Here is a 21,953-nt window from a genome sequence, read left to right on the forward strand (position 1 = left end):
CCCGCCGCCATCGAACGCAATCTTCCGGGCGGGGCGTTCGGTGAGTCCGAATGGTCGGCTTGGCGAATACCCCTAGTTTTTGCCGCGACCTCGAGCCGCGAAAAAAGCGGCGAATTATCCCATAAAACCCTTCACTTACCGGCGGCTTTTTGCCGAACGATCGCGGCGGCGGGTCAATATAAGTCCAGCGGATCGACATCCAGCGACCAACGCACCGATCTGGCCTCGCGCAAGTCGGCGAGGCGGGGGACCCAAAAATCCAATAGCCGCTGCAAAGCCGGGCGCTTATCGCTTTGCAGTAGTATTTGGTAACGGTATACCCCGGCGCGTCTGACCATCGGCGCGCTAACCGGGCCGAGCACTTGCACGTCGGACGGCGTAAAGTCGGTCAAACATTGAATAGCCGCCCGCAAAAATTGCGGCGGTGCGCCGGCGTTACCGGCTTGCGCCCGCAGCAGGGCTTGATAGCCGAATGGCGGCAGCCCCGCGGCGCGGCGTTCGCCGAGCTCGGCTTCGGCGAACGCCCGATAGCCGCGGCTCAGCAAGCTATGCAGCAGCGCGTGTCTCGGATGGCGGGTTTGTAGGATCACCCGGCCGGGCAATTCGGCCCGGCCGGCTCGGCCGGCGACTTGTACGATCAATTGCGCTAACTTCTCGCCGCCGCGAAAATCGATGCTGAACAGACCGCTGTCGATATCCAGGATGGCCACCAAGGTCACGTTCGGGAAGTGGTGGCCCTTGGCGAGCATTTGCGTGCCGAGCACGATGTCGGCATCGCCGCGATGAATTTGCTGCAAATAGCCTTCGAGCGCGCCCTTGCACTGCGTGGTGTCGCGGTCCAGGCGGACGATGCGGTGGCCGGCGAACAACTCCTTCAGCGTTTCTTCGATGCGTTCGGTGCCCAGGCCGAGTGCCTGCAACTCGCCGACGCCGCAGGCCGGACACTGCCGCGGCAAGGCTTGCTCGTAGCCGCAATGATGGCAGCGCAATTTGTGTATGCCGGCGTGGATGACCAGATTGGCGTCGCAACGGTGACAGCGCGATACCCAACCGCAATCGTGGCAGATTTGCACCGGCGCATAACCGCGCCGGTTTAGAAACAGCAGCACTTGCCGGCCTTCGGCGAGTTCCGCGCCGATCGCCGTTACCAATGGCTCCGACAGACCGGCTTGCAGCTTCTTGCCGCGAATGTCCAACACCTGAAATGCCGGCGGCTTGGCGTTGCCGGCTCGGTGCGGCAAGTGCGACAGACGGTAGCGGCCCTGGGCCACATTGGCCAGACTCTCCAGCGACGGCGTCGCCGAACCCATCACCACCGGAATATTCAGCAGCTTGGCTCTGGTGATCGCGACATCGCGCGCCGAAAATCGAAACCCGTCCTGTTGTTTGAAGGAGCCGTCGTGTTCCTCGTCCAACACGATCAGGCCGGGTTCCCGAAGCGGCGTAAACAGCGCGGATCGAGTGCCGAGCAGTATCCGCGCCACGCCGGCGCGCATACTCAGCCAGGCTTGTTGGCGTTGCCGGTCGGTCAGATTCGAGTGAAAGGTTTCGATCCCCACCCCGAAGCGCTGCCGAAACCGCTGTTCCAATTGCGGCGTCAGATTGATTTCAGGCAGCAATACCAAGACTTGCCGCCCCAAAGCCAGGGTTCGGGCGATGATCTGCATGTAGACTTCGGTCTTGCCGCTGCCGGTCACCCCCTCCAACAAATGCACCGCGAACCGGTCCAGGTCGGCGCCGACCGCGTCGATCGCGGCTAGCTGGTCCGGATTGGCGGCCAGCGCGGCACCGAGCACGACCGGACCATCCGACGGGTCCGGCATTCGCGGCTCGACCAAACCTTTGTCGATCAACGCCCGCAGGGCCGGCTTGTGTCCGGCCAATTCGGCCGCCGACCAAGCCGGTTCGCGGCTGAGCATTCGTCGCAGCAAATCTTTTTGCCGAGTGGCGCGTCCCAAATCGACATCAGGCGCCCGGCCGGCCGCGGTCGGCGCGAAATAACGCTCGCACTGCAATGTGGCCGGCAAACCTTGGCGTAACGCGGTCGGAAATGCCGTTGCCACTACTTCACCGATCGGATGGTGGTAGTAGCGGGCAGCCCATTCCAGCAACTGCAAATCGAGAGCCGACAACAACGGGGTGTCGTCCAGTAGCTCGATGACCGGCTTAATCGAGCGACTGGCTAGCGTCGAGCCGTTGGCGCTACCCATGACGACGCCGACGCATTGACGCTTGCCGAACGGCACCAAAACCCTGGCGCCACGCTGAAATTCCGCCGAATTGCCGAGTTCGGAAGGTCGGTAATCGAACAATCTGTCCAACGGAACCGGCACCGCAATTTTTAAAATCAAACTGTCGGCGGCATCGCATTTAGCCATTTTTGATGAGTTGTTTTCGATGTTGCATCGCTAAGTGATTATGTCGGCTAAGGAATTTAAGTTACCCACAAAACCTGTGGATAACTCTGTGGATGGAGGCGAATACGGACCGCTTAGTGTCGGATTTAATTACAGATTTGTTAAATTGCGTAAATTTGAGCCAATGTAATTTATCTTTATTTATCAATGACTTGAAATCAATCTTCGGCAGGCTCCATCGTTTTCCGTCTAGGCGGCGAGGCTTCGGGCGTTTGCTCCGTTTTTGTGCATAACTTGTTACAAAACTGAGGGAAATAACACAGCTTGGAGAAGGAAACCCTGTCCGATATTCGACAATGCTTATTTGCTAATGCGCGGCGCCGAATCGCCCCATAGCAGCCCGGCCCAGGTCGCCAGCAACAGGAAAGCAAACAAGGTCCAGGCCGGTATGCTCAATCCCAGTAAGGTCCAGTCGATCTTGGCGCATTCGCCGGTGCCGCTCAACATCAATTTGATGGTGTCGGCCAACGGGAAATTCTGAAATACGTATTCCAGGCCGGGGCTGCATTCCGGTACCTCCTCCGGCGGCAAATGCTGCAACCACACGTGACGGGCGGAAACGCTGGCGCCGATCAATGCGGCGGCGGCGGCCAAAACCGCATAGATCTTACGGCCGCGGTTGTGCAGGCCCGCCGCCAGGAAAATCAAGCCGGTGGCCAGTATGGCCAAGCGCTGCGAAATACATAGCGGACAGGGCTCCAGCTCTTCGACGAATTGCAAATAGGCACCGACGGCCAGCAAACCGGCGCAGGCCATAAAACCGATAAAGAACCGCGCGCGCGGACTGAAATAATCAAAAAGCGAGCTGATCATAACGAATGAGGGCTAAATTTGGAGTATGAAAAATCGGTTCGAAGCGGAGGCTTTCGAACCGCGCTAACCATCCGCGACATGTTAACAACTTCGCGCTGCGATGGCTTATCGGGTCCGAGCATTCCGCTAAATATCGCAAAACTCGTCTTCGACATCTTTTTTAAAAGCCCGAATTTCCCGAGTCGGCCCCAGAATGACCAGAATGTCGCCGGCGTTCAAGCGGCGTTCGGTTTGTTCGCTGACAAACTGCAACTGATCGCCGGCCTGTTGATCGACGATGCCGATCAGTATCAAATTGTATTGCGTCCCCAGCTCCAGTTGCTCGACCGTGCGGCCTTGTAAATAGCTGGTTTGAGGAATCGCGATTTCCGCCATCCGCAAATCGTGGCGGCCGAATACGGTGTGGTCGAAAATATCGGTAATGTCGGGCCGTTTCAGCATGTCGTGAATCTTGCGGCCGCAAATTTCGTAGGGATCGATGATTTTGTTGGCGCCGGCCGCCAGCAGTTTTTCCGCCGATTCCGGGCTGTCGACGATGGCGATGATGACCAGTTTCTTGTCCATCGCTCGCGCCGACAAGGTCAGAAACACGTTTTCGGAGTCGTCGTCGAAAAAACAAAACAGGATGTCGATATCCCGACCGATGCCTATCGATTTCAATTCCTCGTCGCTACGAAAATCGATCGTGGCCGATTCGAAGCCGTTTTCAGCGGCCATCGCGGTATGCAGCGGCCGATGGTCGATAACCAGGATGTCGTGGTGCTCGCGATCCAGGCGGCTGATGGCCTCGAACGACAGGCGGTTGTAGCCGAATACGGCGACCTTTTTCATGGCGACGTCCTATTCCACAAGCGGCGCTGCTCGACCTGATCGCGAAAATGATCGATCCCGTATTTCCGCCCCAGCAACACCAACAAATCGCCATGGCGCAGGATGAATTTTTCTTCGGGATTGAAGTAAAAATGCTGTTGTTTCACCTGGTACTTGTTCTTGTGCTTGAAATGGATGGGATTGTCGCTGATCACGCCCAGCAGCGTCAGCTTGTTTTGCTTCAGGTCCAACTGGCCGATGCGACGGTTGTCTAGCGGCGAGTTTTCGGTGACCAAAACGGTTTCCATCGTAATTTCGGTCTGGTTTTGCAGAATCCCGGAAATCGCCTCGAAGGCCACCGGCTGGCCGACGAACTCGGCGGCCAGCAACCCGGCGACCTCGAAGGGCCGAATCACGTTGTCCGCGCCGGCTTGGTAGAGTTTGTTGACGTTTTCGTGGCGGTTGGCGCGGGAAATAATCCGCACATTTTTATTCAAGTGCCGGCCGGTCAGGGTGATGTAAACGTTGACGACGTCGTCGCCGGTGATGCACAAAATCGCGGTGGCGCCGCGATTGATGCCGGCGTTCAGTAACACTTCGTTTTTGCTGGCATCGTTTTGCACCGCCAGATATCCCAGGTTTTTGGCCTGGACGACGTTAACCTCCTTGCGGTCGATAACGATGAAGGGCTGCTGCTCCCGATGCAGATGGCGGGCGATTTCTTGCCCGACCCGGCCGAAGCCGCAAATGATGATGAAATTTTGGTAGCGGTCCAGTTCGGCATAGGCGCGACTTTCGCGCAGCGACAGCATTTTTTCGGCGAAGGCGGCGATCAGAATCGATGTAAAAAACGACAACACGCCAATGCTGGTTAGGATCAGAAACACCGCGACCCAGCGTCCGCCGGTGGTTTGCGGGGTGATGTCGCCGTAACCGACCGTCGCCAAGGTCACGACGGACCAATAGAAGGCGTCGAACATGGTTTTGATGCTGCCGCTCGCCACCTGGTATTCGAACATATAAATCGCCACGCTGGCGATGAACAGCAAGAAACCGCTGAAAATCAGCAAGGTAGTCAGCTCGTAACGCCGGCTGGCCAGCACGTTGGCAAACAATTTGGCACTATCCGAATAGCGGAACAGCTTGAACAAGCGGAATACGATGAAAATGCGCAAGATGTCCAGCGGTCGATAGCTGGGCAAAATCGCCAAAATGTCGATCACCGCGAACGCCGAACTCATGTATTCCAGTTCCTTCGCGAGTATGCGCTTGCCGGCCGCCGGCAAATTGAACGGCAAATTCAAATAAAGGGCTTTTTCGTATTCTTCGATGATGATTTTGTAGGAATCCGAATAAATCCAACCGCGTAGCAAGTACTCGGTAATGAATACCGCCAGGATTGCCTGCTCGAAATAGCCGCCCATGGTGCTGGCCTGATGTTCGATCCGATACAGCAAAAAGATCACGCTCAACACAATCAGGCCGATCATGATGCTGTCGAAGCGTCGTTTACGCGGGCTATGCGGTTCTTCCAATAGCTGGTAGAAGAATTGTTTGCTGCGCCGGTAGCCTTCGGCCGACTTCAGAAAATACGCGGCGTAAACGATTAGTTTGGAAAGCATGACTCAGGGCTGATGGGGTGGCTTCTTAAAGTCGACGACCTTGCAGGCCGGGCCGAGGTTGATTTCGTCGATCACTAGGTGCGGGCCGGCTTGCAATATGTAGAGCGCGGCGTCGGCGACATCGTCGGCACTTAAGGCTTGCCCCGCTTGCTTGCCCGGTGCGAAGTGCAAGGTTTCGAAAAACGCGGTATCGACCATGCCGGGGTTGATCAAGGATACCCGAACGCCGCTCTTGCCGCATTCCTCGCGTAACGCCTGACTAAAACCGCGTAACGCAAACTTGCTGGCGCAATAGATGCTACCGTTACGGCTACCTTTCAGCGCGGCTTCCGAGCCGATGTAGAGCAGGTTGGCGCGAGCTTGTTGCTTGAGTTGGGGCAGCAGCGCCCGCGTCAAACAAGCTTGAGCGGTGAAGTTGACGGTTATCAGCTGCTCGATCTGCGCCTGTGAATGTTGCTCGAGCGCGCCGAACCGGCCGTAACCGGCCGCGAACACCACCGCGTCGAGATCCGGAAAGTCCTGCTGCAAACGCTTCGCGAACGGCGCGATAGCGGACAAATCCGCCAAATCCAGCGCCATCGGATAAAAACGCGGATGGACCCGCTCGAAACGACGGCTATCGCGGGACGTGCCGATCACGCGATGGCCTAGTTGTAACAGACGCCGGGCGATGGCGCGGCCGATGCCCGAACTCGCGCCGGTGACCAGGATTGCGCGGCTCACGGCATGCACCGGAACAACTGGGCTTCGTCTAGGTATTGCCGTAACATTTCGCTACAGTCGGCGATCATCGATTGTTCCAGGTCGGCGCGATACGAGACCAGGCCGGCCGAGGTTTGCAACGGACTGGCAAACAGGCGCTCGTCCGGATAGAGCTTATGCATCTTCTTGTAATACGCCTCGGGTAGGCGGAAGGTACCGAGGCTGACAGAGTGCAAGGTTTCGGCATCCAGGGTCGCGAAGACTTGCTGGAACAATGCCCGGTATTGCTCGCGATAGTCGTGTTGGTATATCAACGGATCGAAACGCAAACCGATGGGCCAGCCCTGTTGCTGCAACTTGGTAGCCGCTTCCAAGCGCTTGGCGACGGCTGGCGCCTTGGCTTCGACTTGTTCGGCCACCGCGTCCGGCGCCAAGCTAAATGCCACGACGCAACGCGGCCATGGCCGGCGCGTCAACAGGCTGCGAATTTGGGTGCTCTTGGTACGTAACTCCAGCCAGGCATTGGGCAGCGTCTCGAAAAACGGCAGGAACTGCTCGGCGAAACCGGTGATCGGTTCCAGGGCCAGGCTGTCGCAATCGTAGCCCGAGAAAAAATAGACGGCCTCGTTGGGCGTTTCCGCGCAAATTTGGTCGATTTCACGCTGAAAATCCTCGAAATTGACGAACAACACGTAATTGGCCGACTGGTACATGCCTTGTAAAAAGCAGTAGCGGCAGTCGTACAGGCAATTGAGCATATGCGAGAAGTAGTAATTACGTGTCCCGCCGATGCCGTAACCCGCCGGCGCCGGCAACGCGAATTTCCGGTATTTCTCGGCCAGGATCAACGCCGGCCTTTGCTTTTGCAAGCGAAAATTCTGCGCCCTGGGATTGAAGACTTCGCCGTAGCGCGCGCACTCCACTACGCGCGCTCGCGGAAAGCGGGCGCGTATCGCCGCCGTGCGGGAATGCCCGGCGACGGCGGCTTCGATATACAAGGTATCTATCATGCGGGCATAAACAACGAAGGCGAAAACTCGGTCGGGCGCTCATTATAAATGACGATAGGCCGGGGTCGGCGCTTGCTGATAGAATCGGCACTTTTAACCCGACACAGCCATGCGATTGATCAGAGGCCTGCACCATCTGGAGCCGTTGCGCGACGGTTGCGCATTGACGATAGGCAATTTCGACGGACTGCACCTTGGCCACCGCCGCGTCATCGAAACCTTGGCCGAGCATGGTCGCCGTCTGCATCTGCCGACCGTGGCGATGGTGTTCGAACCCCAGCCGCTGGAATATTTTCTAGGCGATCACGCCCCGTCCCGGTTGACCCGCTTACGGGAAAAAGCCATTCAATTCGCCAAACTGCCGATAGACGAACTGTTGGTGCTGCCTTTCAATCGGACTCTGGCGGATTGCGATGCCGAACATTTCATCCGTGACATTCTGGTCGAACGCCTGCGCGTCAAACATTTGGTGGTCGGCGACGATTTTCATTTCGGCAAGGCCAGGCGCGGCAATTTTGCGATGCTGCAGCATTTCGGCGAACAGTACGGTTTCGCGGTCGAAGACAGCCATTCCTTCGAAGTCGATAGTTTGCGGGTCAGCAGTACGTTAATTCGCGACGCGCTCAGCGAAGGCCAACTGGCGTTGGCTCGAACCATGTTGGGCCGCGACTTTTCGGTGTGCGGACGGGTAGCCCACGGCGACAAACGCGGTCGCGAACTGGGTTTTCCGACCGCCAACGTACGGATGTTTCGCAAAAATACGCCGATAGTCGGTGTGTACGCGGTGACGATGAGCGGTCTGGACGGTAACGAATATCCTGGGGTTGCCAACGTCGGCACGCGTCCTACCGTCGACGGCGGCGCCAAAGTGGTCTTGGAAACGCATTTATTCGATTTCAATCAAGATATTTACGGCCATTACGTGGAAGTTCATTTCAAACGCAAATTGCGTAACGAAACCCGCTTTGCGTCGTTGGCAGCCTTGAAAGCGCAAATTGAATTGGATGTGGTCGATGCGCGGCGGTTTTTCGCCGAGGAGGAAGCGCGATGAGTGGGCTGGATCGGGTGGCTTCGCCCTGCGTGCGCAATTGTTGTCTGGACGACGAGGATGTTTGCTTGGGATGCTTCCGAAGTTTGTCGGAAATTTGCGGCTGGAGCGTCGCCGACGACCGCGAGCGATTGAGTTGCTTGGCCCGCGCCGAACAGCGCAAAGCGGCCAAAAAGTCGCCGAAAGCTCAAGCAGGAGCCGGCGAGCCGACCGGCGGAATCTCACCGTAAAATCCAAGGAGACAACGGTTACTGCTTCGGATCGGCAAATCACGCAACATTCGCCGATCCGCGCAATGGCGCGCGCCGCCTCGAAAATCTCACATCTTATGGGTCTGAATCGTCAATCCGAGCTGTTGATACCGCCGATAGCGCTGGCGACCGGCTTGTTTGCTGGCTTCACTGTTGTCAAGGATCTCGAGTATCCGCTCGGTCGGAGGCGAGGTCGGCGGAAAGTCGGCGGACAGGTTGACAATGACACCGCGCCAGTTTTCCGGAATATCGCCGACGCCGATTAGAATCGTGCCGGGGTGGCTGGGCAGCGTGCCCGAATAGCGTTGATGAGGCACGAAACTACCGGCCCGAAACGTCCACAAGTGTTTGTCCATCAGCTCGGCCTGTTCGGCGGAATCGGTGAGTACATAACAAAACCGGCCGCTACGGTAGATCTTTTCGATCAGCTTGCAGGCGAATTCGTAGCGTTGCTCCAAATCGTGCGAGCTCAGCACGTAAAAGCTGACTTCAGGCGCAGCGGGCGAGTAGCCGAGTTCTGTCATGTCGTAGGCGTGGTTCGGCCGGGAGCTTGAAGCCGCGATCGCCATCGCGGCTGAGTTTGATTTTTCCCCAAAACGAACTTACGCCGCAGCCCGGTTCAGCAAATACTGAGTCAGCAACGGCACGGGTCGGCCGGTCGCGCCTTTGTTCGCACCGGTGCGCCAAGCGGTGCCGGCGATGTCGATATGAGCCCAGCGGAAATCCTCGGCGAATTTGGACAGAAACACCGCCGCGGTGATGCTGCCGCCATCGGGACCGCCGATGTTGGCCAGATCGGCAAAATTGGATTTAAGCTGTTCCTGGTATTCTTCCCAGATCGGCATGCGCCAGAGCATGTCGCAGGCGGTTTCGCTAGCGCCCAGCAGATCGTTGCACAACTTGTCGTCGTTGCCGAACAGGCCGCTCGGCACTCGGCCCAACGCGACGATGCAGGCACCGGTCAGCGTGGCCATGTCGATCACCACGTCGGGATTGTATTTTTTGGCGTAGGTCAGCGTGTCGCACAGAATCAAGCGGCCTTCGGCATCGGTGTTCAGCACTTCGATGGTTTTGCCGGACATGCTGGTCAGAATGTCGCCCGGTTTATTGGCGGCGCCGTCCGGCAGGTTTTCCGAGGACGGGATCAAGCCAACAATGTTCAGCGGCAAATTCAATTGGGTGACCGCCCGCAGAATCCCTAACACACTAGCCCCGCCGCACATGTCGTACTTCATTTCGTCCATGCCTTGGCCGGGCTTCAGCGAAATGCCGCCGGCGTCGAAAGTCAGACCCTTGCCGACCAGCACGATGGGCTTGTGGCTATTGTCGCCGCCCTGATAGTCCAGGCAAATCAGCTTGGCCGGCTGGCGGCTACCGCGCGATACGGCCAGGAACGAGCCCATGCCCAGCGCTTCCATGTCGTGCTCTTCGAGAATTTGGCAGGTCAGCTTGTCGTGTTGGCCGGCCAACGCCAAGGCCTGCTCGGCCAGATAAGTCGGCGTGCAGACGTTGCCCGGCAAGTCGCCGAGCGATTTGGCCAATTCGACGCCGGCCGCGATCGCCGCGCCTTGTTGCAATCCGGCTTCGGCCTGGGCGTGTTGTGCTTCACTGGCAACGATGGCCAGTTGTTGCAACGGAATCTTGTCGTCGACCTTTTTGGTCGCGCTGTATTGGTAAACGCCGTCGCCGAACAGTTCCACGATTTGCCGGGCTTTCCATTGCGCGTCGCCGGCTTCGACGTCGATGTCCAGCAACGCGGCGGTCGCGGCCTTGACCTTGCTAGCCTTGATCGCGCCGACCGCGGCGATCAGCGCCTTACGGAACTGCTTGCGGCCGATTTTGCCGCGCTCGCCGAAGCCGACCAACACGAGACGTTGAATACCGCCGTCCGGCAAATGGTTGATTAACAGCGTTTCGGCGTTTTTCCCCTTGATGTCGCCCCGGCCGATCAGTTTGGTGAGCAGGCCGCCAAATTGTTGGTCTAGCGCCGTCGCGGCCGGGCCGAGTTGTTGGTTTTCGTAGAGGCCGACCAGCAGGCAGTCGCTTTGCAGTTTGTCTAGGGGAGCGCTTTCTATAAAATAGTCCATTGCGATAGGTCGTGGGTGTCTTGGATTGAAGGGGATCGCCGAGGCGCGGCCGGGTTCGCCGGATTATACCTTAGAAAATCAGGAGTGCGTTGTTGAGCAATTTGCGAGCTTTACCCAGTGCCGGCCGGCCGTTTCGGCTATTGACGGTGCTGGACAAAATGATCGTCAAGGAGTTGTTTTTGACGGTCGGCGGCGTGTTGACGGTACTGGTGGTAATTATCGTCAGCCGCAAGTTCATCCGGGTGTTGGCTCAGGCCATCGAGGGCAACATCGCCAACGAGACGGTATTGACCTTGTTGGGTCTGAAAATCGTGTTGGCCGCCAATGCCTTCCTGCCCGCATCGCTGTTCATGGCGGTCCTGATGGTGTTGGGCCGGATGTACCGGGAACAGGAGATGGCGGCGATCGCCTCCGCCGGCGGCAGCGTGTTCACGATTTACCGCGCGGTATTTCTGTTGGTCGTGCCGCTGAGTCTGGCCGGCGTGGCGCTGTCGATGCTCGCGGCGCCCTGGGCCGAGGCGATGAGCGAAAAACTGATGCACCAGGATAGGCAGGATGCCGATATTCGCGGTATTTCAGCCGGCCGCTTCAGCGAATACAGCGACGGCGAGTTGATCTTTTACACCGAGAACGTCGACAAGGACGGCCGGATGCACAAGGTCTTCGTGCAAAACAAGCAGGGCGAGCGCACCGGCGTCGTCAACGCCGAGACCGGACGTTTGGCGTTTTTACCCGGCGGGCTATACCTGATACTGGAAAACGGCGAGCGGGTGATGGGCCAGCCCGGTAACCGGGACTTCACGATCGAAAAATTCGGCGAATACGCGGTCTTGGTCGAAAAGAAAACCACCGAACTGGTGTTGGGCCGAGAGGCGGTAGCGACCGAAGATTTGTGGTCGTCTCGGGAGACGCGCGATGTCGCCGAATTGCAGGATCGCTTGAATACGCCATCCGGCGTCATCCTGTTGGCATTCTTGGGCGTGCCGCTGGCCCGGCTTTCGCCGCGCGGTGGTATTTACGGGAGCATGATGGTCGCTTTCGGCATTTATTTCGTGTACGGCAACTTGCAACGGGTCAATCATAGCTGGGTGGTCGGCGGCAAAGTGCCGGGCTGGCTTGGCTATTTTTGGGTGGACGCCCTGTTGTTGACGGTCGGTTTGCTAATGCTGGCTCGACTCTACGGCTGGCGCTGGCTGTGGGAAACCGTAAGGGGGAAACTGGCATGATCAATGTTCTGACTTGGTATATCGTCAAGGAAATCGTCAAGGGTTCGTTGATTGCGGTGTTGCTGTTGCTGACGTTGTTTAATTTATTTAGCTTCAGCGACGAACTGAAAGATTTGGGCCAGGGCAATTACGGCCTGAAACAAATTCTGTGGTTTTTGACCCTGACCTCGCCTCGGGTGTTTTACGAATTGGTGCCGTCGTCGGCATTGCTCGGCAGCTTGTTCGTGGTCGGCTCAATGGCGAACAATCGTGAAATCGTCGCGATGCGCGCCGCCGGCTTGTCGATCGCCTGGATCATCCGCTCCATCATGTTGGCCGGCTTAGTGTTGGTCAGCGTCGCGGTCGCGGTGGGCGAATTCGTCGCGCCGACTTGCGAGAAGGCCGCGCAGGTCTTGAAAACCACGGCCTTGCATGACGGCGTCGTGATGCGCTCTTTATATGGTATGTGGCTGCGCGAGGGCGACAGCTTCATCAATGTCCGTAGATTGCAAGATGACGGTACCTTGGCCGACATTCGGATTTACGACATCGACGACCAACACCACGTGAGTCGAATCACCCAAGCGGAGCGAGCCCAATTTCTAGGCAACAAACAATGGAAGTTGGAAAACGTTCGCTATTCCGAAATCGGCCAACCGCGAATTTTGGCCGGCGCCCAGCCTGAACAGGCCTGGACTTCGGGCATCGATTCGGATTTGCTGAAAGTGGCGGTCGTCAACTCGGATAATTTATCGTTGTACGATTTATTTATGTACATCGACTTTCTGAAACAGAACAGTCAGAAGTCGCAGAGTTACGAGCTGGCGTTCTGGAGTCGTTTGATCAACCCGTTCGTGACCTTCGTGATGCTGATGGTGTCGGCGCCGTTCGTGATCGGCATAGGCCGAGGTACCAGCACCGGTGCCAGGGTGATGGTAGGTATCGTGATCGGGATGACTTTCAACATCTTCGACCGGATCGCCGGTCATGTTGGCTTGGTTTACGACATAAATCCGATGCTAATGGCCATGTTGCCGAGCGCCGTGGTGTTTTGCGTGGCTTCGTTGGCGGTGTGGCGAGTCAGCTAGCGGTGGGCGGGCGCTTGGGGCGGAAGTTTCCGCACCAAGCGGCATTGGGTTATTTGTGGGTCATGAACAAATAGAGAAATTTACATTTCAGCGTCATATCCTTGCCGTCCAGTTCAACGACCGAACAGTCTTCGTATTTTTCGCGGCCGGGCGTGATTTGTTTTTTGATCACACCGTTTTCGATACTGTATTTAATCGGAATGGTCATTTCGCCGATGCCGCTACGCGCATCTTCGCCGGTAGTGATCAAGGTACCGTCTTTTTGGAATTCCCAGGTGACCTGCAAGGGTTTCCTTTCTCTGTCCAGCGCGAGCGCTTCGGCGGTAACTTGCCATTTTCCGATGAGTTTAGAGTTATCTTGCAGTTGCACGTCGGCATCAGCGGCGGCCGAGATCAATGCGCCAAACAGTGACAGGGCTATTGTTATAGTTTTCATTCTGGACTCCCGGACTAGGATTGGTGTGAGGCGCGAATATAGCACATCCGTTTCGGCATTATCCCGGGCCGTCCAGAAAAAACAGGCGGGTGCCGGATAGCCGGTCGTGCCAGGCCAAGCCTTCTTTGTCGATCAAACACCACGCAAAGCCCAAGCCAAAAATTGCCCATGACAGCAGGCCGCCAATAAAGCGCACGCCGGCCCGCCGCCATCCCAGTTTGCCGCCGGCCTTGTCCGCGACTCGAATTTTCCAGGCCTTCAAGCCGAGCGTCTGGCCGCCATGCGTCCAAAACCAACCGTAAAAACCGAACGCCACGGCCAACAAATACAGCGGATAAAAATATTGGCCGCTGTTAAAGGCTTCTCCGGCATTGAACGGCAGAATCAGCGCGGTTGCGACAAACCAGATGGCCAACAACAGGAATCCGTCGTAAAACACGGCGGCCATGCGACGCAAAAAGCCCGGTGTCGCGGCTTTGGCGGCACCGGGCTTGGCGGTTTCAAAAAGATCGTGACGCAATTATTTTTCGAACAAAGCCAGCTTCTGGCCCATGTACATGCTCATGCCGACCAGACAGCCCAGCATGACCAGCGAAAACAAGAAAGGCGGCCGGTGAAACACCAGCAATGCGAAATCGGCCACGAACAAACTGGTGAACAAGGGTTGGTCGATAAAACCATTTAATATCTTCTTAAACATACGCTCCACGCTCCGAAGTAAATTGCCCGCCGCCGGAGCCCGGACAACGAGGACAGTCATCGATATTATTTAGTATCGCCGCCACTCGGCGAGTCTCTGAATTCTACCTATAAAGGTAGGGATTGTAAAAGAAAGCGCTCGATTGAGCATGAATCTGGCTCGGTGTTATGATAAAGGTGCCCGGCCGGCTCCGATCCTGCTTGATAGCCTTCGACCCGCCGCCACTTAAAACTTTAGGGATAGAGCCATTTTTAGTTTTTTCAGAAGAATTTTCTCGCCGCCCGGCACCGCTGTCGAAGCGGCTCCAGTCGCGCCGCATTCCAGTAATGCCCCGAGAATATACGCGCGAGCCGAACATTGCATCTCCAGAGCGCAAATCAGCGAAAATGCGTTGAAGGTATTGTTGCGGCTTAAAAAAGCCGATTTCGAAGCTTATTTGGTTGGCGGATGCGTCAGGGATTTGCTTTTAGGCCGGGAGCCGAAAGACTTCGATGTCGCGACTAACGCCAGCCCCGAGCAGGTTAAGCAGATCTTTCGCAATTGCCGAATCATAGGCAGGCGCTTTCGGTTGGCTCACGTGTTTTTCGGTCGGGAAATTATCGAAGTGGCAACGTTCCGAGGCTCGGAGGCCGAGGCGCCCGATCAGCAAGTCGTTCACGAAGATGGCCGCTTACTGCGCGATAATGTGTTCGGTACGTTGGAGGAAGACGTCTGGCGGCGGGATTTTACCGTCAACGCGCTCTACTATAATATCCGAGATTTTTCGGTCGTCGACTTTACCGGCGGCATGAGTGACCACTCGGCCGGCGTCTTGAAGCTAATTGGCGACCCTCAGCAGCGCTACCGGGAAGATCCGGTGAGGATGCTGCGCGCGGTGCGCTTCGCGGTCAAGCTGAGTTTCAGCTTGCATCCGGATACCGAGCAGCCGATATACGAACTGACGGATTTACTAAAAAGTATCCCTTCCGCCCGCTTGTACGACGAAGTGTTGAAGCTGTTTTTGGCCGGCTACGGTGTGCAAACCTTCGAAATGCTGCGCCATTACGGCTTGTTTGCGATTTTGTTTCCCGACACCGATCGCTGTCTGGCCAGTCAGGAGCAGGATTTTCCCCGCTTATTCGTGATCCGAGCGCTGGAAAATTCCGATGCGCGTTTCAATGACGGCAAGACGCTGACGCCGTATTTTCTGTTGGCCGCATTATTGTGGGAACCACTGACTGTATCGGCCCAACAACGCATCGACCACGGCGAAAACGAAACGCTGGCTTATCAAAACGCCGCCAACGAGGTTTTGGGGCGGCAAGTCAAGATTACCGCAATGCCGCGCCACATCACGCAGTCGATCCGCGACGTCTGGTTTTTGCAACAGAAATTCACTCGCACCGTAGGTTCTCGGCCGTTTCGTTTGCTCGAACAACCCAAATTCCGCGCGGCCTACGATTTTCTGCAGTTGCGCGCCGAAACCGGTGGCGCCGATCCGGAACTAGTGGCCTGGTGGACGGGCTTTCAGGAGGCCGACGAGGACGAACGTCATCGGATGACCGCACCGCCCAAGGGCGGCGGTAAACCCAGGGCAAGAAAAACAGGCCGCTACCGCTCCCGTTCCAAACAACCCAATTCGCAATGAGCCTACCCGTTGGTTATAGGGAAGCCTATATCGGCCTGGGCAGTAATCTGGAAGACTCGGTAGCTCACGTCACGCAGGCCAGAGGCGAGATTGCCGAGCTAGCCGAGGTTGTCGAACTGGGTTTTTCGGCCTTGTATCGCAGTTTGCCGGTTGGACCGCAAGATCAGCCGGAGTATGTCAACGCGGCAATGCGGATCGCCACCGCGCTGCCGGCCATCGATTTACTGCGCCAATTGCAAGCCATCGAAAACCGCCATGGCCGGGTGCGTGGGCAGCGCTGGGGCGCTCGAACCCTGGATCTGGATCTGTTGCTCTACGATGCCCAGATCATCGAACAACCGGATCTGATCGTACCGCATCCCGAATTGGCCAAGCGTGCCTTTGTCCTGTATCCGCTGGCGGAGCTTTCAGTACCGGATTTGACGGTGCCCGGTCTCGGCTCGCTGGCCGAACTGATGAGCCGCTGTCCGCCGGACGGTTTGACCCAAATCGATTCATGACCCTGTACGGCGAGACCACCAAAATGTTGACGATCAGCGATCTGGCGGCAATGAAACGCGCCGGCGAAAAGATTAGCTGCCTGACCGCGTACGACGCGAGCTTCGCGGCGGTACTCGATAACGCCGGCATCGACGTACTGCTGGTTGGCGATTCGTTGGGCATGGTCGTCCAAGGCGAAGCGAGCACATTGCCGGTGACTATCGACGACATGGTCTACCACGGCCGCTGTGTCGCGAAAACGCGTCGCCGAGCATTTTTGATCGTCGATCTGCCATTTGCCAGTTACGCACTGCCCGAGCAAGCGCTGAACAATGCCGCGCGGCTAATGCGCGAGGGCGGCGCGCAAATGGTCAAGCTGGAAGGTGCCAAGCCTGCCATCGTTGCCTTTTTGGTCGAGCAAGGCATCCCGGTTTGCGGACATCTGGGCCTGCTGCCGCAATCGGTCAACCGACTGGGCGGGTATCGGGTGCAAGGCCGGGACGCCGGCCAGGCCGAGCGCATTCTGGCCGACGCCGTGGCATTGGAACAAGCCGGCGCCGGCGGTTTGGTACTGGAATGCGTGCCGGCGGCACTGGCCGAGCGCATCAGTCGGCGGTTGGCGATACCGGTAATCGGCATCGGCGCGGGCGCGGCTTGCGACGGCCAGGTGTTGGTGTTGTACGATATGCTCGACATCGGCGCAGGCAAACGGCCGCGTTTTTCGAAAAACTTCATGACCGGCGCGGCCGGTATCGCGGACGCGGTCGCCAGCTACCACGCCGCCGTTAAATCCGGTGAATTTCCCAGCTCCGAGCACGCCTACTGATCATGCAAACCGTCGATCGCATCGAAGCATTGCGAATGCTGCTGAAACCCTGGCGCCGGGCCGATTTGAAAATTGCCTTCGTCCCGACGATGGGCAATCTGCACGCCGGACATCTCCGGCTGGTCGAGGCTGCCCGCCGTCATGCCGACAAGATTGTGGTCAGTATTTTCGTGAATCCGACCCAGTTCGGTCCGACCGAAGATTTTGCCAGTTACCCGCGCACCGAAGCCGACGACGTGGCCAAGTTGAGCGAAGTCGGCGCCGATCTGCTGTTTCTGCCCGGCGTCGCGGAAATCTATCCGCAGGCTTCCCTGACGACTATCTCGGTTGCCGGTTTGTCGACCATCCATTGTGGCGCGAGTCGGCCCGGCCATTTCGACGGTGTGGCGTTGGTTGTCTGCAAATTGTTGAACATGGTTCAGCCCGATCTGCTGCTGCTTGGCGAAAAGGATTTTCAACAATTGACGCTGATTCGGCGCATGGTGGCCGATCTGAATCTACCGGTGGCAATCCAAGGTGTCGCGACGGAGCGGGACGACGACGGCTTGGCGCTGAGTTCGCGTAACGGCTATTTGACGGCACCGCAGCGCGCTAGCGCGCCTGAGTTGTACCGATGTTTGCGGGCCGCTGGAGATGCGATACAGCGCGGCGAGCGCGATTTTGCCGGGATAGAAGCCGCCCAGTCGCTACGCCTGACACAAGCCGGGTTCGTGGTGGATTACTTTACGATTTGTCGCGCCGCCGATCTGGCGCCCGCCACTTCCGGCGACATGGATCTGGTGATTCTTGCCGCGGCCAAACTCGGCAATACCCGCTTGATCGACAACCTGGTTTGTCGTTCAAATGGTTGACGAGACAAGGCTTTCCGGCGATAAAGCCAATGCCGATATTTGATAGCCCGTTCAATTTCAGGCATAATCGCCATCCCTGTCTTCGAACTTGTTTACCATGCAAACCATCATGCTTAAAGCCAAGTTACACCGTGCGCGGGTAACGCATTCAGAACTGGATTACGAAGGATCCTGTGCGATTGACGGCAAGATTTTGGATTTTTCAGGGATTAGGGAATACGAGCAGATCCATATTTACAACGTCAACAATGGCGAACGCTTCACGACGTACGCGATTCGCGCTCAGGACGGCTCCGGTATTTTTTCGATCAACGGCGCGGCGGCTCGTTTGGCGTGTCCCGGCGATCTGATCATCGTCGCGGCTTACGTCAGTCTCGACGAAAAAGAGTTGAAAAACTATCAGCCGACGCTGGTGTATTTCGACGGCAATAACCACATCAGCCATTCCAGCCACGCCATTCCGGTACAAGCCGCATAACGTAAAAGCAACCGCCGCATTGCGTCGGCGGTTGCCGAAGGGTTTTACGCTTCCGATACGTCGATTTCGCTGACTTTCTCGGTTAGCGTGATGCTTTGTTCTATCGTCACCAAAACTTTCTGATAGCCGATGCGCTTGTTACTGTTGATCAGTAGCGGCGCTTTGATAGACCCCTTGATGGTCGGCTTGCCGTTTTCCTGTTCGTTATCCTTGTGCAGTAAAATCAAAATCAATAAATCGTCGCCTTCCTCGATCTTCAACAGCGCTTCTTCGTCGTCGGTCAGCGTGAAGTTGTAATTGATGTTGAAATGGGCCGGATGCGCGACCGAGAATGTCAATTCCGCGTTATCCACCGCTTGCAGCCAATAAACGATTTCGCTGCCTTCCTGATGAAACAGCTTGAAACGGGTTTGATCCTCGAAGCCAGGAATACCGCGCGGAAAGGTGATAATGGTGTCCGGATTGATGTCTTGGTTGCCTAGCAATTTCGATTGAATTTCCATGATCCCGCCAGTTTCTATTGAAGCCTTCTGAGCGGCTTCGTTGATAAATGCCCCAAGTTATAGCATGTAACCGGTGATTTGCAATCCTTACCGGGAGACTTGCCTTGCGCAAACGACTATTCCGGCCTAAAATCGCCTTCCCTCTTTCAGGTGTCCTGGACCGTATGGTCCGGCTTAAACAGGAAGTCGGTGAGCCGGTGTCATCCACCGTTCATGCCGACGCTGCCCCCGCAACGGTAGATAAGTCAAGAATTGCGAACAAGCCACTGTGCGATTGCGCATGGGAAGGCCGCAACTTCAGGCCGCTAAGGCCGCTTATGAGCCCGGAGACTGGCCCGAAAGATCATTCGAGACAGCGGAGGGCTGTTTACGGAATGGTCGCAGCCTGTCTACGCCTTTTTCGTGCCCCGTTCTCCTCTGTCGTTTTTATACCCCGAATGCGCGGTGGGCGCAGAGGACAACCATGCACAAACCTTACTATCCCTTGCTGGCGTTGGCGGGAGCCGGCACCGTATTTTCCGGGGCGACACCGGCCGAATCGAGCGTTAATTTGCCGGATACCGTCGTTACGGCGACTCGCACCGCCACGCTTACCGACGAACTCGCCAGCGCGACCACGGTATTTACACGCGCCGACATCGAGCAATCGCAAGTCAAAACCCTGCCCGATCTACTCAAAACCGCGCCCGGCCTGGACATTACTCAGAACGGCGGCTACGGTCAGCAAGCGAACGTCTATATGCGCGGCACTAATTCCGACCATATTTTGGTGTTGATCGACGGCATCAAGGCCGGTTCGGTCACTTTGGGCACCACGGCGTTTCAATGGTTGCCGATCGATCAAATCGAGCGGGTCGAAATTACCCGAGGACCGCAATCGGCGCTCTACGGTTCGGAAGCGATCGGCGGTGTCATTCAGATTTTCACCCGCAAGGGTGCTCGGACCGAAACCCCCAGCATCAGCCTGGATGCCGGTGCCGGGTCGTTCGATACCGTCAACGGCGCGGGTTCTATCAGTGGCAAATGGGGCGACAATTGGTATAGCTTGGGCGCTTCTCACCTGGGCAGCCAAGGTTTCAATACCCGCAGTATCGGCACGGAAACCGATAGGGATGCCTATTACAACACCGGCCTAAACGCCCGTGTCGGCCATCGTTTTGCGAACAACGCGGAGGTCGAAGCCTTTTTCATGCGCGCCGAAGGCAAATCCGAATACGATGGCACACCGAATCGAACCGTTTTCGTCAATCAAGTGGTCGGTACGACGGCCAGCTTCGACGTACTGGAACATTGGCGCTCGATATTCCGTTTCGGCCAGACCGAGGACAGGGCCGACAATTTCAACGCTAACGGCCAGTTCAACAGCCAATACAACACCACCCGCTGGAATGCCAGTTGGCAGAACGAATTTCGCCTGACCGAAGCCCATCGTCTGACCTTGGGCAGCGATTATCGCCTCGACGAAGTACGTAGTTCGGTGAACTACAGCGAATCCTCGCGCTACGACGTCGGGGTATTCGCTGACTTGCACAGCCGGCTATTCGATCGCCATTTCATCAACGCGGCCTTACGCTGGGACGAGAACCAAGCCTTCGGCGACCGGGTGACCGGCAATTTCGGCTGGCGCTTTAACTGGGATTACGGTTTGAGCGCGTTCGCCAGTTTCGGCAACGCGTTCAAGGCGCCGACCTTCAATGACTTGTACTGGCCGCACAACCAGTCCGACTTTGCCGGCTTTACCTACATCACCGAGGGCAATCCGCGGCTGAAGCCCGAGGAATCGACGACCTTCGAAGCCGGCCTCGCTGGACAGCATGACTGGCTGAATTGGCAATTGCGCGCCTATCACACCAATATCGACAATCTAATCGATTGGGCCGGCGAAATCCTGAATTCGACCACCTATCGCTATCAGCCGCAAAACGTCGATAAAGCCCAAATCGACGGCCTAGAGGCGGAACTGGGCGGTCAATGGCTGGGTTGGCAAAATAAGTTGAGCATGAGCTTGCTCAGCCCGCGCAATCGCCAAACCAATCTGGATCTGGCCCGGCGCGCCGAGCAAAGTCTGTCTTACGATTTGTCGCGCTCGTTTGGTGCCGTCGACGTTGGCGGCCATGTGCTGGCGCAAGGCCATCGCTACGACGACCGGGCCAACACCCGGAAAGTCGATGGCTTCGTGACCGTGGATTTACGCACCGCCTTCCACATCGACAAGCATTGGACGCTGAGCGCTAAATTGAACAATCTGCTGGATAAGCAATACCAAACCGTCGATACTTATAATACCGCCGGCCGGAACTTTTACTTTTCCGTACATTACAACAACTGATTCCCTTGGAGACCTCTCGATGACCATGCCTAGTTTTGCCGTCAAACCCGGTGCCGTCGCGTTGATGGCGCTGATGGCCGCCACCCGCTTTCACCATTTCGGCACGCCGTTCGCGCTACCCGATGCCTCGTTGGCGATTTTCTTTCTGGCCGGCTTATGGCTCGGCGGTCGCTATCTGTTCGCGCTGCTGTTGCTGGAAGCCGGGTTGATCGATTACCTGGCCATCACCAAGCTGGGCGTTAGCGATTTTTGCGTATCGCCCGCCTACGGATTTTTGATTCTTGCCTATGGAGCGATGTGGCTGGGCGGGAAGTGGTGCCGGCGATACAGCGGCCTTACCGCCGCCAATGTCGCACAGCGCTTCGCGGCGCTGGTCGTTTCGACATCGGCCGCCTTTTTGATTTCCAACGGCAGTTTCTACTGGTTGTCGGGCCGTCACGCCGAAACCTCGCTGGCTCAATATGCCGAAGGTTTCGCGAAATACTATCCATCCTATTTGTCGGCCACCCTGATTTACGGCATTGCGATTTTTGCGGCGGTCTCGGCCGTCAAGGTACTGTTAGCCCAGAAAGCGGCACGCGCGGCGATTTGACAGCCTTCGCGAGTGCTGCTCGCGATTCGGTCGTCGCTAAGCGGTTTGGAGCGGTAAATCCGGATTCACCGCTCCGCC

The 21,953-nt window shown here is 57.0% G+C and carries 23 protein-coding genes and 1 riboswitch; of the genes, 11 read left to right on the plus strand and 12 right to left on the minus strand.

Going from position 1 to position 21,953, the window contains the following annotated elements:
* Positions 1-173 precede the first annotated feature (173 nt).
* The 6 genes from ACQE3E_RS00550 to ACQE3E_RS00575 form a co-directional block, all read right to left on the minus strand.
* Positions 174-2,378 (minus strand): primosomal protein N', encoded by a 2,205-nt coding sequence (locus ACQE3E_RS00550; protein WP_313729376.1) that lies wholly within the window; start codon positions 2,376-2,378, stop codon positions 174-176.
* A 339-nt stretch (positions 2,379-2,717) separates the two neighbouring features.
* A complete protein-coding gene (locus ACQE3E_RS00555) occupies positions 2,718-3,230 on the minus strand; it encodes a disulfide bond formation protein B (protein ID WP_168030350.1) in 513 nt (170 codons plus the stop codon).
* A gap of 126 nt (positions 3,231-3,356) precedes the next feature.
* The gene (locus tag ACQE3E_RS00560; protein ID WP_071160071.1) at positions 3,357-4,061 is read right to left on the minus strand and encodes a potassium channel family protein; all 705 of its coding nucleotides are present in this window, start codon (positions 4,059-4,061) and stop codon (positions 3,357-3,359) included.
* A complete protein-coding gene (locus tag ACQE3E_RS00565) occupies positions 4,058-5,662 on the minus strand; it encodes an NAD-binding protein (RefSeq protein ID WP_313729375.1) in 1,605 nt (534 codons plus the stop codon). Before ACQE3E_RS00565 ends, ACQE3E_RS00560 begins: the two co-directional genes overlap by 4 nt.
* Before the next feature lie 3 nt (positions 5,663-5,665).
* Positions 5,666-6,394: an SDR family oxidoreductase gene (locus ACQE3E_RS00570; RefSeq protein WP_313729374.1), complete on the minus strand. Its 729-nt coding sequence runs from the start codon at positions 6,392-6,394 to the stop codon at positions 5,666-5,668.
* Positions 6,382-7,374 carry an SPL family radical SAM protein gene (locus tag ACQE3E_RS00575; protein WP_313729373.1) on the minus strand — a complete coding sequence of 331 codons (993 nt, stop codon included), beginning with the start codon at positions 7,372-7,374 and terminating at the stop codon, positions 6,382-6,384. Before ACQE3E_RS00575 ends, ACQE3E_RS00570 begins: the two co-directional genes overlap by 13 nt.
* Before the next feature lie 109 nt (positions 7,375-7,483).
* On the opposite strand from ACQE3E_RS00575, the gene ribF reads away from it, so the two are divergent.
* Entirely contained in the window at positions 7,484-8,425 is a 942-nt protein-coding gene (gene ribF / locus ACQE3E_RS00580) for a bifunctional riboflavin kinase/FAD synthetase (protein WP_427501142.1), read from the plus strand.
* Positions 8,422-8,652: a DUF1289 domain-containing protein gene (locus ACQE3E_RS00585; protein ID WP_064026891.1), complete on the plus strand. Its 231-nt coding sequence runs from the start codon at positions 8,422-8,424 to the stop codon at positions 8,650-8,652. The genes ribF and ACQE3E_RS00585 overlap by 4 nt, the downstream gene beginning before the upstream one ends.
* Positions 8,653-8,741: 89 nt before the next feature.
* On the opposite strand, the gene ACQE3E_RS00590 is transcribed toward ACQE3E_RS00585, so the two are convergent.
* Positions 8,742-9,197 (minus strand): DNA polymerase III subunit chi, encoded by a 456-nt coding sequence (locus tag ACQE3E_RS00590; protein ID WP_427501143.1) that lies wholly within the window; start codon positions 9,195-9,197, stop codon positions 8,742-8,744.
* Positions 9,198-9,275: 78 nt separating this feature from the next.
* The gene (locus ACQE3E_RS00595; protein WP_426991663.1) at positions 9,276-10,760 is read right to left on the minus strand and encodes a leucyl aminopeptidase; all 1,485 of its coding nucleotides are present in this window, start codon (positions 10,758-10,760) and stop codon (positions 9,276-9,278) included.
* A gap of 92 nt (positions 10,761-10,852) precedes the next feature.
* On the opposite strand from ACQE3E_RS00595, the gene lptF reads away from it, so the two are divergent.
* The gene (lptF, locus tag ACQE3E_RS00600; protein ID WP_064026539.1) at positions 10,853-11,986 is read left to right on the plus strand and encodes an LPS export ABC transporter permease LptF; all 1,134 of its coding nucleotides are present in this window, start codon (positions 10,853-10,855) and stop codon (positions 11,984-11,986) included.
* The gene (gene lptG / locus ACQE3E_RS00605) at positions 11,986-13,053 is read left to right on the plus strand and encodes an LPS export ABC transporter permease LptG (RefSeq protein ID WP_427501664.1); all 1,068 of its coding nucleotides are present in this window, start codon (positions 11,986-11,988) and stop codon (positions 13,051-13,053) included. The genes lptF and lptG overlap by 1 nt, the downstream gene beginning before the upstream one ends.
* Before the next feature lie 49 nt (positions 13,054-13,102).
* Here the strand turns inward: lptG and ACQE3E_RS00610 are convergent, their stop codons facing one another.
* The 3 genes from ACQE3E_RS00610 to ACQE3E_RS00620 are packed head-to-tail and all read right to left on the minus strand — an operon-like array spanning position 13,103 to position 14,189.
* On the minus strand, positions 13,103-13,489 hold the full coding sequence (locus ACQE3E_RS00610; RefSeq protein WP_168030336.1) for a lipocalin family protein: 387 nt from the start codon (positions 13,487-13,489) through the stop codon (positions 13,103-13,105).
* 58 nt (positions 13,490-13,547) lie between these two features.
* Entirely contained in the window at positions 13,548-14,009 is a 462-nt protein-coding gene (locus ACQE3E_RS00615) for an RDD family protein (RefSeq protein ID WP_269454748.1), read from the minus strand.
* A complete protein-coding gene (locus ACQE3E_RS00620; RefSeq protein ID WP_064026486.1) occupies positions 14,010-14,189 on the minus strand; it encodes a hypothetical protein in 180 nt (59 codons plus the stop codon). It lies immediately after the preceding gene.
* Between the two features lie 247 nt (positions 14,190-14,436).
* On the opposite strand from ACQE3E_RS00620, the gene pcnB reads away from it, so the two are divergent.
* From pcnB to panD, 5 genes are all read left to right on the plus strand, one after another.
* The gene (gene pcnB / locus ACQE3E_RS00625; RefSeq protein WP_064026484.1) at positions 14,437-15,816 is read left to right on the plus strand and encodes a polynucleotide adenylyltransferase PcnB; all 1,380 of its coding nucleotides are present in this window, start codon (positions 14,437-14,439) and stop codon (positions 15,814-15,816) included.
* Positions 15,813-16,316, plus strand: a complete 504-nt coding sequence (gene folK / locus ACQE3E_RS00630) for a 2-amino-4-hydroxy-6-hydroxymethyldihydropteridine diphosphokinase (protein ID WP_064026482.1) — start codon at positions 15,813-15,815, stop codon at positions 16,314-16,316. Before pcnB ends, folK begins: the two co-directional genes overlap by 4 nt.
* Positions 16,313-17,122, plus strand: a complete 810-nt coding sequence (panB, locus tag ACQE3E_RS00635) for a 3-methyl-2-oxobutanoate hydroxymethyltransferase (protein WP_313729369.1) — start codon at positions 16,313-16,315, stop codon at positions 17,120-17,122. The genes folK and panB overlap by 4 nt, the downstream gene beginning before the upstream one ends.
* A gap of 2 nt (positions 17,123-17,124) precedes the next feature.
* Complete coding sequence (gene panC / locus ACQE3E_RS00640) at positions 17,125-17,973, plus strand: pantoate--beta-alanine ligase (protein WP_313729368.1); 849 nt, start codon at positions 17,125-17,127, stop codon at positions 17,971-17,973.
* Positions 17,974-18,070: 97 nt separating this feature from the next.
* Positions 18,071-18,451 (plus strand): aspartate 1-decarboxylase, encoded by a 381-nt coding sequence (panD, locus tag ACQE3E_RS00645; protein WP_064026534.1) that lies wholly within the window; start codon positions 18,071-18,073, stop codon positions 18,449-18,451.
* Between the two features lie 44 nt (positions 18,452-18,495).
* On the opposite strand, the gene fliW is transcribed toward panD, so the two are convergent.
* The gene (gene fliW, locus ACQE3E_RS00650) at positions 18,496-18,954 is read right to left on the minus strand and encodes a flagellar assembly protein FliW (protein WP_064026476.1); all 459 of its coding nucleotides are present in this window, start codon (positions 18,952-18,954) and stop codon (positions 18,496-18,498) included.
* A 131-nt stretch (positions 18,955-19,085) separates the two neighbouring features.
* A riboswitch (cobalamin riboswitch) is annotated at positions 19,086-19,307 on the plus strand.
* 110 nt (positions 19,308-19,417) lie between these two features.
* On the opposite strand from fliW, the gene ACQE3E_RS00655 reads away from it, so the two are divergent.
* On the plus strand, positions 19,418-21,283 hold the full coding sequence (locus ACQE3E_RS00655) for a TonB-dependent receptor domain-containing protein (protein WP_313729367.1): 1,866 nt from the start codon (positions 19,418-19,420) through the stop codon (positions 21,281-21,283).
* A 19-nt stretch (positions 21,284-21,302) separates the two neighbouring features.
* On the plus strand, positions 21,303-21,875 hold the full coding sequence (locus ACQE3E_RS00660) for a hypothetical protein (RefSeq protein WP_064026472.1): 573 nt from the start codon (positions 21,303-21,305) through the stop codon (positions 21,873-21,875).
* The last annotated feature ends 78 nt before the right edge of the window (positions 21,876-21,953 follow it).

Source organism: Methylomonas sp. MED-D (assembly GCF_050276835.1).
Taxonomy (GTDB): domain Bacteria; phylum Pseudomonadota; class Gammaproteobacteria; order Methylococcales; family Methylomonadaceae; genus Methylomonas; species Methylomonas koyamae_A.